The 14,298-nt window shown below is 67.7% G+C and carries 16 protein-coding genes; 5 read left to right on the forward strand and 11 right to left on the reverse strand.

Annotated elements, in window-relative coordinates:
- Window positions 1-67 precede the first annotated feature (67 nt).
- Genes AC6BOR_RS13415 through AC6BOR_RS13440 form a run of 6 tightly spaced genes read right to left on the reverse strand, consistent with a single transcriptional unit; the run spans window position 68 to window position 4,967 of the window.
- The gene (locus AC6BOR_RS13415) at window positions 68-655 is read right to left on the reverse strand and encodes a 2-hydroxychromene-2-carboxylate isomerase (RefSeq protein WP_498058883.1); all 588 of its coding nucleotides are present in this window, start codon (window positions 653-655) and stop codon (window positions 68-70) included.
- A 13-nt stretch (window positions 656-668) separates the two neighbouring features.
- The gene (locus tag AC6BOR_RS13420) at window positions 669-1,406 is read right to left on the reverse strand and encodes an SDR family NAD(P)-dependent oxidoreductase (RefSeq protein ID WP_498058884.1); all 738 of its coding nucleotides are present in this window, start codon (window positions 1,404-1,406) and stop codon (window positions 669-671) included.
- Window positions 1,403-1,855: a MarR family winged helix-turn-helix transcriptional regulator gene (locus AC6BOR_RS13425; RefSeq protein ID WP_498058885.1), complete on the reverse strand. Its 453-nt coding sequence runs from the start codon at window positions 1,853-1,855 to the stop codon at window positions 1,403-1,405. The genes AC6BOR_RS13420 and AC6BOR_RS13425 overlap by 4 nt, the downstream gene beginning before the upstream one ends.
- 30 nt (window positions 1,856-1,885) lie before the next feature.
- On the reverse strand, window positions 1,886-3,448 hold the full coding sequence (locus AC6BOR_RS13430; RefSeq protein ID WP_498058886.1) for an NTP transferase domain-containing protein: 1,563 nt from the start codon (window positions 3,446-3,448) through the stop codon (window positions 1,886-1,888).
- Complete coding sequence (locus AC6BOR_RS13435) at window positions 3,445-4,392, reverse strand: XdhC family protein (RefSeq protein ID WP_498058887.1); 948 nt, start codon at window positions 4,390-4,392, stop codon at window positions 3,445-3,447. Before AC6BOR_RS13435 ends, AC6BOR_RS13430 begins: the two co-directional genes overlap by 4 nt.
- The gene (locus tag AC6BOR_RS13440; RefSeq protein WP_498058888.1) at window positions 4,380-4,967 is read right to left on the reverse strand and encodes an SRPBCC family protein; all 588 of its coding nucleotides are present in this window, start codon (window positions 4,965-4,967) and stop codon (window positions 4,380-4,382) included. Before AC6BOR_RS13440 ends, AC6BOR_RS13435 begins: the two co-directional genes overlap by 13 nt.
- Window positions 4,968-5,145: 178 nt before the next feature.
- Here AC6BOR_RS13440 and AC6BOR_RS13445 point away from each other — a divergent pair, with 178 nt between their 5' ends.
- The gene (locus tag AC6BOR_RS13445) at window positions 5,146-5,700 is read left to right on the forward strand and encodes a cold-shock protein (RefSeq protein WP_498058889.1); all 555 of its coding nucleotides are present in this window, start codon (window positions 5,146-5,148) and stop codon (window positions 5,698-5,700) included.
- On the forward strand, window positions 5,697-6,152 hold the full coding sequence (locus tag AC6BOR_RS13450) for a DUF192 domain-containing protein (protein WP_498058890.1): 456 nt from the start codon (window positions 5,697-5,699) through the stop codon (window positions 6,150-6,152). The genes AC6BOR_RS13445 and AC6BOR_RS13450 overlap by 4 nt, the downstream gene beginning before the upstream one ends.
- Window positions 6,153-6,244: 92 nt before the next feature.
- On the opposite strand, the gene AC6BOR_RS13455 is transcribed toward AC6BOR_RS13450, so the two are convergent.
- Entirely contained in the window at window positions 6,245-6,583 is a 339-nt protein-coding gene (locus tag AC6BOR_RS13455) for a hypothetical protein (RefSeq protein WP_498058891.1), read from the reverse strand.
- Between the two features lie 282 nt (window positions 6,584-6,865).
- Window positions 6,866-7,126, reverse strand: a complete 261-nt coding sequence (gene infA, locus AC6BOR_RS13460; RefSeq protein WP_086116965.1) for a translation initiation factor IF-1 — start codon at window positions 7,124-7,126, stop codon at window positions 6,866-6,868.
- Between the two features lie 214 nt (window positions 7,127-7,340).
- Here infA and AC6BOR_RS13465 point away from each other — a divergent pair, with 214 nt between their 5' ends.
- On the forward strand, window positions 7,341-8,450 hold the full coding sequence (locus AC6BOR_RS13465; RefSeq protein WP_498058892.1) for an S-(hydroxymethyl)glutathione dehydrogenase/class III alcohol dehydrogenase: 1,110 nt from the start codon (window positions 7,341-7,343) through the stop codon (window positions 8,448-8,450).
- A gap of 102 nt (window positions 8,451-8,552) precedes the next feature.
- Here AC6BOR_RS13465 and AC6BOR_RS13470 read toward each other — a convergent pair whose 3' ends face one another.
- Entirely contained in the window at window positions 8,553-10,202 is a 1,650-nt protein-coding gene (locus tag AC6BOR_RS13470) for a thiamine pyrophosphate-binding protein (RefSeq protein WP_498058893.1), read from the reverse strand.
- The gene (locus AC6BOR_RS13475) at window positions 10,199-11,605 is read right to left on the reverse strand and encodes a DUF1254 domain-containing protein (protein WP_498058894.1); all 1,407 of its coding nucleotides are present in this window, start codon (window positions 11,603-11,605) and stop codon (window positions 10,199-10,201) included. Before AC6BOR_RS13475 ends, AC6BOR_RS13470 begins: the two co-directional genes overlap by 4 nt.
- A gap of 111 nt (window positions 11,606-11,716) precedes the next feature.
- Between AC6BOR_RS13475 and AC6BOR_RS13480 the strand changes: the two genes are divergently transcribed.
- Together AC6BOR_RS13480 and AC6BOR_RS13485 are read left to right on the forward strand one after the other, a co-directional pair.
- Complete coding sequence (locus AC6BOR_RS13480; RefSeq protein WP_498058895.1) at window positions 11,717-12,892, forward strand: acetyl-CoA C-acetyltransferase; 1,176 nt, start codon at window positions 11,717-11,719, stop codon at window positions 12,890-12,892.
- 126 nt (window positions 12,893-13,018) lie between these two features.
- The gene (locus AC6BOR_RS13485; RefSeq protein WP_498058896.1) at window positions 13,019-13,918 is read left to right on the forward strand and encodes a crotonase/enoyl-CoA hydratase family protein; all 900 of its coding nucleotides are present in this window, start codon (window positions 13,019-13,021) and stop codon (window positions 13,916-13,918) included.
- Here AC6BOR_RS13485 and AC6BOR_RS13490 read toward each other — a convergent pair whose 3' ends face one another.
- Window positions 13,919-14,254 carry a GntR family transcriptional regulator gene (locus tag AC6BOR_RS13490; RefSeq protein ID WP_498058897.1) on the reverse strand — a complete coding sequence of 112 codons (336 nt, stop codon included), beginning with the start codon at window positions 14,252-14,254 and terminating at the stop codon, window positions 13,919-13,921.
- Window positions 14,255-14,298 lie beyond the last annotated feature (44 nt).

Consider the following 14,298-nt stretch of genomic DNA (forward strand, 5'->3'; position numbering starts at 1 on the left):
ATGCTCCCCCTCTGGGGGAGGTGCCCGCAGGGCGGAGGGGGCCAGCAAGCCCAAAATCAGCCGCCCGTCACCCCCGCGCCGCCGCCTCCACCCACTCAAGCCGGTCCTGGCCAAAATGCATCTGCCCGGCCACGAAACAGGTCGGCGCGCCAAACACGCCGCGCGCCACGGCCGCCTCGGTGTTTTCCAGCAGGCGCTGTTTCGCCTCCGGGCTCTGCGCCAGCGCCAGCAGCCCGGCCGCATCATGCCCGGCCTCGGCCAGGGTGGCGGCCACCACCTCCGGATCAGCCATGCTGCGCGCCTGCTGCCACATGCCGGCAAACAGCGTGTCGCCCACCGCATCAAAGCGCGGATCGCCCTGCAACGCGGCCAGTATCCGCATCATCGCGATGGTGTTCACCGGGAAATTCGGGTTCATCACCAGCGTGATGCCATCGCGCGCCGCCCAGCGCTGCATATCCTCGTTCATCCAACGGCCCTTGGCCGCCACGCTGCCCGGCGGCATCCCGCCCGTGGCCTTGAACACCCCGCCCAGCAGGATCGGTACCTTCACCAGCGGCGCGCCGGTGCGGGTCGCAATCCCCTTCAACCGGTGCCAGGCCAGGAACGCCGTGGGCGAACCCACATCGAACAGAAACTCGATCTGGTTGGGCATCACGTTCTCTCCTTCACCATTTTTCCATCCACGGCCGCAGGTCCAGCTCGTGCGTCCAGGCGCTCTTCGGCTGATGGTGCAGCCGCACATATTCCGCCGCAATCGCCTCTGGATCCAGGATGCCGTCCTCGCTCTTCAGGGCATAACGCTCGGGGAAATTGCTGGCGATGAAGTCAGTGTCGATGGCGCCATCGATGATGCTGTGGGCGACATGGATGCCCTTCGGTCCCAGCTCGCGCGCCATGGCCTGGGCCAGGCTGCGCAGCGCAAACTTGCCGCCGGAAAAGCCGGCAAAGCCCGCCGATCCGCGCAAGGAAGCCGTCGCGCCGGTGAAGATGATGGTGCCCCGCCCCCGCGGCACCATGCGCCGCGCCGCCTCGCGGCCGGTGATGAAGCCGGCCAGCGCGCACATTTCCCAGATCTTGGTATAGCGCCGCACTGTCTCCTCCAGGATCGGCATTGGCGAATTGGCGCCGATGTTGAACACCAGCACCTCCACCGCGCCAATCTCCGCCTCGATCCGGTCAAACAGGGCGATCATCTCCGCCTCGTTGCGGGCATCGGCGCCGACGGCCACACAGCGGCCACCTTCGGCCACGATCCGGTCATTGAGCGGCCCCAACTGGTCACCATTGCGGCGCACCGGCACCGCGATCAGGCCATCGCGGGCAAAGGCCGCCGCCGCCGCGCCGCCAGTGGCATCACCGGCCCCGATCACCACCGCCACGCCATTGCGTGCAATTGCAGTCATATCGCAGTCTCCAGGCGTTCGTGCGCCTCGTCCAGCATGAAGCGCAGGGCGGCCAGCCGGCTGTCACCCAACAGTTCGGCAATCCGGGCCTGCGCCGCCTGCCAGCCCGCCTGCGCGGCGCTGCGGCGGCGATGGCCATCGTCAGACAGCCACACCAGCTTGCTCCGTTTGTCCTCAGTTGATGCGCGGATGCTGATCAACCCTGCGGACTCCAACGGCCGCACCAGACGGGACACAGTGGAGGCATCGGCTGCCAACATCCCGGCCAACGCCCCGATCGTGGTGCCGCGCCGCCGCGACAGGCAGGCCAGCAAACCATATTGCCCCACCGTCAGCCCATGCGGGGTCAGCGCCTCATCATAAATCTGGCTCACCCGCCGCGACAGCCGGCGTACCTTGGCCGCAGTGCAGACATCGGCAACGGTGGGCAAGGGCAGGGGCGTGTTCACCCATTCCCATTAACATGCAATTGCAGACAATCAATCCTGCCGCTTCAACCAGTCCAACGCATCGGGCGTGTCGATATCGTGCAGGCAGGCGGCCGATGGCGCTGGCACTTCGGTCACCACATGATCGGCCATGATGCTCCGGCCGCCGGCATCGCCGGTCAGCTGGCGCAACCGGCCAAAGGCGCTGCGCGGCCAGCGCACCGGGTGGCCGCGCCGGCCATCCCACACGGGCGCCACCACGTCCCCCGCCGCAGCGGCCAGCGCCGCGACCAGGTCTGGCTCCACCGCCGGCATGTCCGCCAGGCAGACGAGCGCCGCCTCCCAACCATCGGGCACGGCCGCGATCCCGGCCGCAAGGCTGCGGCCCATGCCATCCGCCCAGTCCGCCGCGATCACGAACCGCACATCGCGCCCCGCCAGCGCCGCCCGCACCGCGTCGGCCTGGTGGCCCAGCACCACCACCGGCGGCGGCAGGCCGGCGGCGGCAATCGCATCCACCACATGCGCGACCAGCGGCTGGCCGCGCCACAGCGCCAGCAATTTGTGCCCGTCGCCAAAGCGGCTCGATCGGCCGGCGGCCAGGACCACCGCGCCCACCCGGCCCGGCGCCCCGGCCACGGCGCGCGGTTGAGGCCGTTCCGCTTCGGGCAACAGGCCGCCTTCGCCCAGGCCGGCGATCAGCGCGCCATCCACCGGCAGGCCAGCCGCCAGATGTTCCAGCACGATGTCGAACCCATTGCGCTTGGGGCTTCGCGCACAGCCGGGCAGGCCGATCACCGGCCGGTCGTCCAGCACGCCCAGCACCAGCAGATTGCCCGGATCGACCGGCATGCCCAGCCGCAGCACCTGGCCACCGGCGGCCACAATGGCGGCGGGGATCACGTCCCCCCGGTCCACCGTCGCCGATGCCCCGGCCACAAGCAGCACATTGCCTGGAACGCTGCGCAACTGCGCCGCCAGCACTTCGGCCACATGCGGGCAGGGCGGTGCCACCGCCAACGCACCGCCCAGCGCCGCCACCCGCGCCGCCGTCACCCGTTCCAGTTTTTCCAGCGCCTTGGCCGAAGTGCCGGGCAGGCTGGTGGCGATCAGGCCAAAGCTGCGCGGGCGGAAGGCCGCCACCGCCATCGGCCGCGCCGCCGCTACCGCCCTGGCCAGCACGGCGGCCGGCACCGCATAGGTGATGGTCTTGATCGTCGCGATGATCTCGCCAGACGCCACGCGCTGGCCGTCGGGCAGGGTGGCAAGCGTCAGCGCCTCGTCCACCCGGTTCACCGCTGCCACCATCGCCGGCGGCAGCTGCAGCAGGCCATCGGCCGCCGCCGCGATGTTCACCCGGCCATGCACCGGCGCCAGCACCCGCGCGCCCGGCCCGGCCAATGCGGCGGCCAGCGCCGTTGCTGCTGCATCCTCGGCCACATCGTCCGCTTCCAGCTGGGCCACCACCAGGCTGGTGATGCCGGCCACCTTGGCGGCAGCCAGATCATCCGCCGTCAGCCGATGCCCTTTGGCCAGCCGCCGCGATCCGATGATCTGGCCATGCGCCAGCAGCGCGCCCAACGCCCGGTCCAGCGGCAGTTCGCCAAATTTCATGCGCGGATCAACGCCTGCCGCCACATCGCTGTCATCTGCGCCGCGATGGACAGGGCAATTTCCGCCGGCCCGATGGCACCGATGGCGAGGCCCGCCGGCCCATGTACCCGCGCCAGATCATCCGGGCCATGCCCAAGCGCCGCCAGCCGCTCCAGCCGCCCGGCATGGTTTTTCCGGCTGCCCAGCGCGGCGATATAATAGGCCGGGGATTGCAGCGCACAGGCCAGCGCCACATCATCGATCTTGGGATCATGGGTCAGCGCCACCACCGCACTCGCCGCGTTGGGCTGATGTTCGGCCAGCGCTTCATCCGGCCAGCGCCGGTCCAGCACCAGCCCGGCAAAACGGTCGTCGGCGGCAAACAGCCCGCGCGGATCAATCACGGTGGTGGCCACGCCCAGCCCCTGCGCCAGCGGCACCAGCGCCTGTGCGATATGCACCGCCCCGATGATGAACAGCCGGCGCGGCGGCGGATAATCGCGCACGAAGGGCCCATCGCGCCCGGCAGCGCTGCGCCCCGTGGCCGGATCGCTGCTGATCGCCATGCCCTCGCCCGCCGCGGTTCGGGCCAGCACATCGGCCACCAGCGCCGCCGGCAGGCCATCATCGGCCAACCGCTGCAGCAGGATCGCGATGCGCCCGCCGCAGGCAAGCCCGGCCGTCCACGCCACCGCATCGGCCACGCCAAATTCCAGCACCGCATGGCCCGCCCCATCGGCGATCATCGCCTGTGCGGCCAGGATCACCTCGGCCTCCACGCAGCCGCCTGACACACTGCCTTCAAACAGGCCATCAGCGCGCACCGCCAGGTGGCTGCCTTCGCGCCGCGGCGCCGAACCCCAGGTGCTGATTACCGTCGCCACCGCCACGTCATTGCCGCCGCGCTGCCATTCCAACGCGCGGGCCAGCGTGGCCAGATCCTCGTCGCCGGTCATGCCAGCCATTGCCAGGCCAGGAAGCCCAGCACCAGCAGCACCAACCCGCCGCCCCAGACCAGCGGCGACAAGCCGCCCGACGCCGGCGCCGCTGCGGCCGGCGCAGCCACCGGCTCCGGCGCGGGGGCAGCGTCCTTGCCCTCCACCTCGGCCTTCAGCGCGTTGAAGAAATTTTCGGCATATTGCTTGGCGGTGCCTTCGATCAGGCGCGCGCCCAGCTGCGCCAGCTTGCCGCCCACTTGCGCATCCACGTCATAATCCAGCCGCGTCAGCGCCGGGCCCAGCACGGTCAACACCACATCGGCGCCGCCCTTGGCAAAGCCGGCCACGCCGCCCTTGCCTTCACCCACCAGGCGATAACGTTCGGGCGCAACGATGTTTTCCAGCCGCACCTGCCCGCCGAACTTCGCCCGCACCGGCCCCACCTTGGCGTTCAGCGTGCCGTCAAAGGTCGGCACCTCGCCTTCGGTGCGCACCAGCTGCTCCACCCCGTCGATGCAACGCGCCAGCACATCGGGATCGTTCAGCGCCGCCCACAAGGTCTCACGCGCCGCCGCAATCTCGACTGAACCCGACAATTTCATCGCCTGCCCCTTTTGCTGCCGTACCTGTCTGGCATGGGTGCTGCACAGCGGCAAGATCAGGGCGCCAACACGACGGTTTCCCGTTTGCAAATCCGTTATCTCGCGTTAATACTTCAGCACGAGGGAAAGTGGAATTTGGCTCGCCTGGGGGGGCAGTGGCCGGGGGGGAGTGGCGTTGGTGGACGTGCAATCGCTGGAACTGGCGCCCGACGAGGTGATCGTTCGCGGCACGATGAAATGGTTCGATCCGGTGCGCGGCTATGGCTTCATGCTGCCCGGCACGGGCGAAGGCCGTGACGTGCTGGTGCATTTTTCCGTCGTGCGCGAACTGGGCCGGCGCAGTCTGCCCGAAGGCTGCACCGTCACCGCCGTGGTGGTGGAACGTGATCGTGGCCGTCAGGCCCGACGCATCATCGATCTGGATCTCTCCACCGCCATCGGGCCCGATCCCGAAACCGCCGCTGCCCGCGCGGCTGATCGCGTCAACCCCCAGGCCATGCTCGCTGCCGCCGGCCCGCTGGAACCGGTTTCGGTGAAATGGTTCAACCGGCTGAAAGGCTATGGCTTTGTCATGCGTGACGATGGCTCGCCCGATATCTTCATCCACATGGAAACCATGCGCCGCGCCGGCTATTCCGATCCCCAGCCGGGCGATGCCGTGCTGGTGCGGGTGGCGCCGGGCCACAAGGGCCCTCTGGCCGTTTTCGCCGAAATGCCCGATAAGGGGGCATGATCGCGCCGCGCCTGCTTCTTTGCCTTGCCACCGCTGCCACGCTGGCATTTGTCACACCCGCCTGGGCCGCCACGCCCTGCCCCAACGCCGGCCTTGCCACCCGCAAGGTCAGCTTCATCACCGCCAAAGGCCAGTTCACCTATCAGGTGGAGGTGGCACGCACCGCCGATCAGCAGGCGTGCGGCATGATGTTCCGCGAAACCATGGCGCCGCGCACCGGCATGAGCTTTCCGATGATCCCGCCGCGCGCCACCGGCTTCTGGATGGAAAACACCATCCTGCCATTGGATATCATCTTCGTCTCGCCGACCAGGCGCGTGCTCAACGTGCAGCGTGGCCAACCCTATTCGCGCGATGTGTTGCCGTCGGCCGGCGTGGCTGCCGATGTGATCGAACTCGCCGCCGGGGAGGCGGATCGCATCGGCCTGAAGCCGGGGGACCGGGTGAAATAAGCCGCCGCCACTTGGCCGGCTCAGACGAAAAGGGGCGGCCAGCCGATGCTGACCGCCCCTTTTGATCGGGCAAGATGATGGGTCTGCCGGCCTTACTCGGCGGCATCCGGATCCAGCAGCACCTGCCACCAGCGGCGCTTGGCCGGGGCGGCCATGCGCGGCCGGTCTTCCTGCCAGTGCGGCAGGCTGGTCGGTGCCACGCGATTGCCATTGCGGCCGACGATCGCCAAATCCCAGGCGCCGTCATTGGTGCGGTTGGCGACGACACGCAGATCCGGCGCGCCGGCCAGTTCAAATTCATGCACGCCCGAACGCAGCATTTCCAGCATCTTGATCGGCGTCGCCGTCCAACCCGGACCGCAGAACCGATCCAGAACCGCGCCCGCCGGCGTGTGCTGCGACTTCAAAGCCGTGACCGTGTGACGAATCATTGCCTGTTCCCCTTGACCCAAAATGGAAACCTTCTGTTAACCATTGATTAGGAAAACGATAAGCGATTGTCAAGCTGCATCGACGGACGACAGCCCGTTTCACCGGCCTTTGGCCTGAGGTGGATAATTTGTCATACAGGACGGCGCCAGGCGCACGAAGACGGCGGCCGCATCGCAGCCCGCCGCCCGGAATATCAATGGGGATGACGCGCAGGCGGCGACCACAATCGCCGCTGGTGCACTCTTTTCAGCAGCAGAAGAACCGCCGCTGGTGCGCTTGTCTCAGCGGCGGAAGAACCGCCGCTGGTTCATGGGCATCGGCGCCGTCTTCTCGCGGAACACGATGCGGCCCTTGTCCAGGTCATAGGGCGTCATTTCCACATGCACCCGGTCACCCACGATGGAGCGGATGCGGTTCTTGCGCATCTTGCCGGCGGTATAGGCGATGATCTCGTGTTCGTTTTCCAGTTTCACGCGGAAACGGCCGTCGGGCAGGATTTCGGTGATTTCACCTTCAATCCGGATGATATCCTCTTTCGGCATGTTACGCCTGCATCCCGTTGGCAAACCGCATGAAAATTCCCTGTTGCATGTGCATCGCGAAAGGCCGGCGCTGCGACGCAACCCGGCTGGCCTGCCCAATGGCCGCATCCGGCCCAAAAAGCAAGCGAAACGCCCGCTGCGGGCTTGGCAAGCCCCCCGCTTGCGCGGCAAGTGTGGCGAAAGCTCAACAACTGGGCTCAACAGGGGACCCACCATGAAAACCCGCGCCGCCGTCGCCTTCGCGCCCAACCAGCCGCTCGAAATCGTCGACGTTGATCTCGATGGCCCGAAAGCCGGCGAGGTGCTGGTGGAAATCATGGCCACCGGCATCTGCCACACCGATGCCTACACGTTGGAAGGCAAGGATTCGGAAGGCATTTTCCCCTCCATCCTCGGCCATGAAGGCGCCGGCATCGTGCGTGAGGTCGGCCCCGGCGTCACCAGCGTCGCCCCCGGCGATCATGTCATCCCGCTCTACACGCCCGAATGCCGGCAGTGCAAAAGCTGCCTCAGCGGCAAGACCAACCTGTGCACCGCCATCCGCGCGACGCAGGGCAAGGGCCTGTTGCCCGATGGCACCACCCGCTTCAGCTACAAGGGCGAGCCCATCTTCCATTACATGGGCTGCTCCACCTTCTCCAACTTCACCGTGCTGCCCGAAATCGCGGTGGCCAAGATCCGCCCCGACGCCCCGTTCGACAAGGCCTGCTACATCGGCTGCGGGGTGACGACCGGCGTCGGCGCGGTGGTGAAAACCGCCAAGGTCGAACCCGGCGCCCGCGCCATCGTCTTCGGCTTGGGCGGCATCGGCCTCAACGTCATCCAGGGCCTGAAGCTGGTGGGTGCCGATCAGATCGTCGGGGTGGACATCAACCCCGACCGCGAAGCCTGGGGCCGCCAGTTCGGCATGACCGATTTCGTCAACCCGAAGGACGTGTCGGGCGATCTCGTCGCCCACCTCGTTGCCCTCACCGACGGCGGCGCCGATTACACCTTTGATTGCACCGGCAACACCGACGTGATGCGCACCGCGCTGGAAGCCTGCCACCGCGGCTGGGGCGAATCGATCATCATCGGCGTCGCCGAAGCCGGCAAGGAAATCGCCACGCGGCCCTTCCAGCTCGTCACTGGCCGGGTGTGGAAAGGCACGGCGTTCGGCGGCGCCAAGGGCCGGACCGATGTGCCGAAAATCGTCGATTGGTACATGAACGGCAAGATCGCCATCGATCCGATGATCACCCACGTGCTTGCCCTGGAAGACATCAACCAGGCCTTTGACCTGATGCACGAGGGCAAGAGCATCCGCAGCGTCGTGGTGTTCTGAGGCGCGCGCTCGCGCGCCGCCGCTGATCCTCCCCCTCTGGGGGAGGTGGCGCCGCAGGCGACGGAGGGGGCGCGCCCGTTGAACCGGAACCGCCGCGACCCGTCAGATCGCCCGCGCCACCGGCACCTCGATCAGCGTCGGCGCATCGCTGGCCAGCGCCGCCTCAAACGCCGCGATCAACGCCGGGATGCTCTCCACCCGCACGCCGGCCACGCCATGCGCCGCCGCCAGCGCCATGAAATCAATGGCAGGCTCGGTCAGGTCCATGGCCGGATAAATGTCTTCGCGGGCGGCATGGTCGCCGATCGCCCGCGTCCGCTGCTTCAGGATGCGGTAGGACGCATTGTTGAACACGATCGTCACCACCGGCAGCCTGTAGTGCGCAAGCGTCCACAGCGCGGCGGCCGAATACATCAGGCTGCCATCGCCGGAGAGCGCCACCACCGGCCGGCCCGGATTGGCCAATTGCATCGCGGCGGCCTGGGGCAGGGCGACACCAATGCCGCCGCCGCGCATGCCGAACCATGAATCGGGCCGCGTCGCCGGCAACAGGCTGCGCACGACATTCATGCCGGACGACAGCAGTTCCTCGATGATGATCGCATCCTCCGGCATCACCTCGCCCAGCCGCTTCAGCACGGCCAAAGGGTCCATGGGCTGCGCAGCCATCGCCGCCTCGGCCTTGGCGAGCAGCGCGGCCTTCGCCTCGGCAATCTTGGCTTCCACCCCGGCCCGGCGGGCAGCGCCACACCCCGCGACCAGCGCCGTCAATTCCGGCAGCGTCGCCTTCGGGCAGCCCTGGATGGCGGCGGTGGCGGCGAAATTCTTGCCGATTTCCCACGGATTGTCATCGAGATGAACGAGACGCTTGCCCGGCTCCAGCCCCTCCACCCCGGTCGCCTGGCTCTGGGTCAGCAGATCGGCGCCAATGCTGATCACCAGATCATGGTCACGGGTCGCTGCCCGCAGCGCCGGGGTCATGCGCGGCACCGTGCCGGCAAACAGCGGGTGGTTGCTGGGGAAGGCGGCGCGGTTGGCCATGCCTTCCATGTAAACCGGCGCGCCCACGGCTTCGGCAAAGGCCACCATCTCGGCAAAGGCATCGCGGTTGGCCACGCAATCGCCGGCAAAGATGATCGGATTGGCGGCCGCGCAGATCAGGTCGGCGGCGCGGGTCACCTCGGCCGCATCGCCGCGCAGGGCAGGGCCAATGCGGGTGGGCGCGCCAATGTCCAGATCGGCCGGCGCCACCGCGTTCAGGATGTCGCCGGGGATGGAGAGGAACACCGGCCCGGTCGGCGCCGTCAGCGCCACCTTCGCCGCCCGGCGCACGGCGCGCGGCAGCTCCTCGATGCTGCTGACTTCAAACGACCATTTGCACAGCGGCCGCGCCATGGTCGCCAGATCGTCCCACAACAGCGGCTCGGTCAGCCGGATCGACATGTCCTGCTGCCCGGCCGTCACCAGCACCGGCGCGCCGGCCTTGGCGGCGTTGTAGAGCATTCCACAAGCATTGCCCAAACCCGGCGCGGCATGGAGGTTGCACACGGCCAGTTTGCCGGTGGCCTGGGCCCAGCCATCGGCCATGCCCATCACCACCACCTCATTGAGGCCCAGCACATAGCGCAGCCGGTCCTCCACCACGAAGGCATCCAGCAGCGGCAGTTCGGTGGTGCCGGGATTGCCGAAGATGATCTCCACACCCTCGCTGTGGAGGATGTCGAGGAACAGATGCTTGCCGGGCTTGCTCATGGAATCATCTCGTCTTCAGTCACCGGCGGCAGGCGCACGCTCCCATCCAGCAGCCCGGCGCCGGGCAGATAGGCGCGATAGACCAGCACGAACTTGCCCTTGGGCGCCGGCAGCCAGTTCACCACCCGCTCGCCGCTCGGTTTGGGGTTCTGGATGAACAGCTCGATGCTGCCATCGCGTTCGGGCCGCAAATGGCGGGACCGGTCACCCACGGCAAAGCGGTCAAGCTCGTTCGGCACGAAGAACAGCCGGCCATCCTCTTCCTGTTGGTACATGGTCAGCGACCAGAAGGCCCCCACCGGCAGGCCGGGCGGGATCTTCAGCCGCCAGCTCCTGTCGCCGGTCAGCGGCTTGCCCTCGCCATCGCTCCTGGCGGTGAAATACACCGCCTCCACCCGCGGCAGCGCCGCCAGTCCGCCCAGCGCCACCCGGGCGCGCAGATCATCGTCCTCGCCATAAAAGGCCATGTTCTGCGGCGGGTAGGACCAGCCGTTGACCGTCTCGCCGCCGGCCAGCCCGTCCTTCAACTCCGCCACCAGCGCCGGCAGGCTATCATTCCACAATTTCTGCAATTCGGGGCTCAGCTGCTCCCAGGGCGTGCCGATGCCCTGATCGGCAAAGCCGCGCGCCCGCGCCTGCAGCCGCTCATCGCCCGACCGCTCGATGGCGAGGTTGACCGTGGTCAGGAAAGCCTTGCCATCCGGCTTTGCCGGCACCGCCAGATCGATGGGATTGTCCCCGCCCACTGCCGACAGCGTGTAGCGGGTCAGGCCATCGGCGGCGGCGGCGAGATCATCCGGCCCATTAACCACCACCCGCACCAACAGCCAGGCATCGTTGGATTGGCTGCGCACCATCTCCACGCCCTTGGGCAGATCGCCGGAGAAATTGGGGCCGACAATGGCATAGCGCCCGCCGGCCGTGCCCACCGTGCGGGTGCCCAGCAGCGCCACCACATCCGATGTGATGCTCATCAGCGCGGCTGAGTGATAGCGGTTCAAGGGCGGGATGGTGAAGAACACCGGCCCCTGCGACAGGTCGAGCCAGGCCGAGCCATAAAGCGTGTCGTTGTTGGGCGTGGTCACCTCGCGGCTGCTGGCATCGGCCAGCTTCAGGCGCGGCACCAGCGCGTTGATGCCGCTGCCCATCCCGGCGGCCTGCATCCGCGCCGCCTGCGCCTGGCGGGTGCGCAGCATCTCATAAGGGGCAAACCCAAAGCGGAAGGCCCGGCGCAGGGCCTGGATTTCCGGCGTGTCGGGCAGCGGGGCGATCTTCGTCACCGCCGGCCGGGCCGCGGCCACCGGCGCGGGTTTTGCCGCCACCGGTGCCGGCTTGGCGGGCACGGCGCGCTTGGGTGCGGCCACGCTCTGGCCCGAAACCAGCACGGCCAAGGCGGCAATCATTCCCCAATGGTGGCGCATCTCGCCCTCCCTGATCATTTTGCCCGTCAATGCCCAAGGGGGTGGGCGGCGTAAAGTGCGGACACGCGAATCCATTGATCGGGAGTGGGAAAGATGAGCGAAGCCTATATCGTTGCCGCCAAACGGACCGCCGGGGGCCGCCGCGGCGGCCTGCTGCGCGATTGGCACCCGGCCGATCTGGCCGGCAAGGTGCTGGATTCATTGGTGGATGAAACCGGCGTCGATCCCGCGCTGATCGAGGATGTCATCATGGGCTGCGTCGGCCAGGGCGGGCAGCAGTCCACCAATGTCGCCCGCAACGCCGTGCTCTCGTCGAAACTGCCCGAATCGGTGCCCGGCACCTCGGTCGACCGCCAATGCGGTTCCAGCCAGCAGGCCATTCATTTTGCTGCCGCCACGGTGATGAGCGGCCAGATGGACGTGGTCATCGCCGCCGGCGTCGAATCGATGACCCGCGTGCCGATGGGCATGACGGTGGCGCTGCCGGCCAAGGCCGGGATGGGCATGCCCTATGGCGACGGCATGGCCGCCCGCTATCCCGGGATCCAGTTCAGCCAGTTCACCGGCGCCGAAATGATCGCGGTGAAATATGGGCTGACCAAGGACATGCTCGACGAATATGGCTATGAAAGCCAGCGCCGCGCCGGCGAGGCCGCCAAGGCCGGTGCCTTTGCCAATGAAATCGTGCCTATCCACGTCACCACGCATGATGGCGCGCCGCACATCCACACCCAGGATGAAGGCATCCGCTTCGATGTCAGCCTGGAAGGGGTGAAAGGCGTCAAGCTGATCAACCCCGAAGGCGGCCGGCTGACGGCGGCAACCAGCAGCCAGATCTGCGACGGTGCGTCTGGCGTGATGATCGTCAACGAACGCGGCCTCAAGGCGCTGGGCGTCAAGCCGCTGGCCCGCATCCACACGATGACCGTGGTCGGCGAAGACCCGGTGATCATGCTGGAAGCCCCGATTGGCGCGACGAAGAAGGCACTGCAACGCGCCGGCATGAAGATCGACGACATTGATCTTTATGAGGTGAACGAGGCCTTCGCCTCCGTGCCGATGGCCTGGCTGCAACAGCTGGAGGCCGATCACGCCCGGTTGAACGTCAACGGCGGCGCCATCGCGCTGGGCCACCCGCTTGGCGCATCGGGCACCAAGCTGATGGCCACGCTGGTCCACGCCCTCCACGCCCGCGGCAAGCGCTGGGGCCTGCAGACCATGTGCGAAGGCGGCGGGCTGGCCAACGTCACCATCATCGAGGCGCTGTAACGCCGTCAACAAATAAAGAGGCGCTGTAACCCGGCCGGTGACCGCCCTTCCGATCCTCCCCCACTGGGGGAGGTGGCGCGCAGCGCCGGAGGGGGCCGCCAGGCCCGTATTCAGGACAATCATCCCATGGCCTACACCCAGATCGCCCTCGACATCGATGGCCCCATCGCCACCATCACCCTCGACCGGCCCGACAAGCTCAATGCCTTCACCGGCGTGATGATGGCCGAAATGATCGCCGCCTTTGACGAGACCGACGCCAATGATCAGGTGAAGGCGGTCATCGTCACCGGGCGCGGGCGCGCGTTCTGCGCCGGGGCCGATCTGTCGGCTGGGGCCGCCACCTTCGATTACGAGAAACTCGGCGGTGCCCGCAGCGCCAGCCCAGTGAAGGACGACGGCACGATCGACTGGCGCCACCCCGCCACCCGCGATGGCGGCGGCCAGGTGACGATGCGCATCTTCCGCAGCCTGAAACCGGTGATCGCTGCCGTCAACGGCCCGGCCGTGGGCATCGGTGCCACCATGCAGCTGGCGATGGACATGCGGCTGGCCAGCGACACCGCCCGCTTCGGCTTTGTCTTCGCCCGGCGCGGCATCGTGCCGGAAGCCGGCTCCAGCTGGTTCCTGTCCAAACTCGTCGGCCTGCCCCAGGCGCTGGAATGGTGCATGACCGGCCGGGTGTTCGATGCCGCCGAAGCGCAAAAAGGCGGCCTCACCCGCTCCACCCACGCGCCCGATGATCTGCTGCCGGCCGCCCGCGCGCTGGCACTGGAAATCGCCGAGAACACTGCGCCGGTTTCGGTGGCGCTCACCCGCCAGATGCTGTGGCGCATGGCCGGCGCCCCCAGCCCGTGGGATGCCCACCGGCTGGACAGCCGCATGGTCTATATGCGCGGGCGCTCCGGCGATGCGAAGGAAGGCGTCGTCAGCTTCCTGGAAAAGCGCCCGCCCGCCTATCCCGACACGGTCAGCCAGCACATGCCGGCCGAGGTGTTTCCGTGGTGGGATGAAGAGACCTGGTGATCAGGCCTGTTCGAGCAGGTCCGCCACATCCAGCCCGAGCCGGGTGATGCGGGCCTGCACGCGCGGCCATTCCTCGGTCAAGAAGGCCTCACGCTCGGCCGCCAGCAGGGCGCGCACGGCGCCATCGCCGGCAAACAGGCCCACGCCCTTCTTTGCCCGCACCAGGCCGCTGGTCTGCAGATCCTGATAGGCCTTGGCCACTGTCAGCGGGTTCACGCCGGCCTCGGCGGCCAGCGCCCGCACCGATGGCAACATGGCGCCATCGCCCAGCGTCAATATCCGATCGACGATCAGGTCACGGATCTGGCGATAGATGGGGCGGTCATTGGAGAACATGCACTGTCTTATGCTGCCAGCACAGCCAAAGGTCAAGCTGTGTT

The organism is Sandarakinorhabdus sp. FBCC-B8862, assembly GCF_059745315.1.

Bases quoted from the DNA above. Each gene is read 5' to 3' on its own strand.
- AC6BOR_RS13415 (WP_498058883.1), bottom strand. From the start codon at position 655: ATGCCCAACCAGATCGAGTTTCTGTTCGATGTGGGTTCGCCCACGGCG.
- AC6BOR_RS13420 (WP_498058884.1), bottom strand. From the start codon at position 1,406: ATGACTGCAATTGCACGCAATGGCGTGGCGGTGGTGATCGGGGCCGGT.
- AC6BOR_RS13430 (WP_498058886.1), bottom strand. From the start codon at position 3,448: ATGAAATTTGGCGAACTGCCGCTGGACCGGGCGTTGGGCGCGCTGCTG.
- AC6BOR_RS13435 (WP_498058887.1), bottom strand. From the start codon at position 4,392: ATGGCTGGCATGACCGGCGACGAGGATCTGGCCACGCTGGCCCGCGCG.
- AC6BOR_RS13440 (WP_498058888.1), bottom strand. From the start codon at position 4,967: ATGAAATTGTCGGGTTCAGTCGAGATTGCGGCGGCGCGTGAGACCTTG.
- AC6BOR_RS13450 (WP_498058890.1), top strand. From the start codon at position 5,697: ATGATCGCGCCGCGCCTGCTTCTTTGCCTTGCCACCGCTGCCACGCTG.
- AC6BOR_RS13455 (WP_498058891.1), bottom strand. From the start codon at position 6,583: ATGATTCGTCACACGGTCACGGCTTTGAAGTCGCAGCACACGCCGGCG.
- infA (WP_086116965.1), bottom strand. From the start codon at position 7,126: ATGCCGAAAGAGGATATCATCCGGATTGAAGGTGAAATCACCGAAATC.
- AC6BOR_RS13465 (WP_498058892.1), top strand. From the start codon at position 7,341: ATGAAAACCCGCGCCGCCGTCGCCTTCGCGCCCAACCAGCCGCTCGAA.
- AC6BOR_RS13470 (WP_498058893.1), bottom strand. From the start codon at position 10,202: ATGAGCAAGCCCGGCAAGCATCTGTTCCTCGACATCCTCCACAGCGAG.
- AC6BOR_RS13475 (WP_498058894.1), bottom strand. From the start codon at position 11,605: ATGATTGCCGCCTTGGCCGTGCTGGTTTCGGGCCAGAGCGTGGCCGCA.
- AC6BOR_RS13480 (WP_498058895.1), top strand. From the start codon at position 11,717: ATGAGCGAAGCCTATATCGTTGCCGCCAAACGGACCGCCGGGGGCCGC.
- AC6BOR_RS13485 (WP_498058896.1), top strand. From the start codon at position 13,019: ATGGCCTACACCCAGATCGCCCTCGACATCGATGGCCCCATCGCCACC.
- AC6BOR_RS13490 (WP_498058897.1), bottom strand. From the start codon at position 14,254: ATGTTCTCCAATGACCGCCCCATCTATCGCCAGATCCGTGACCTGATC.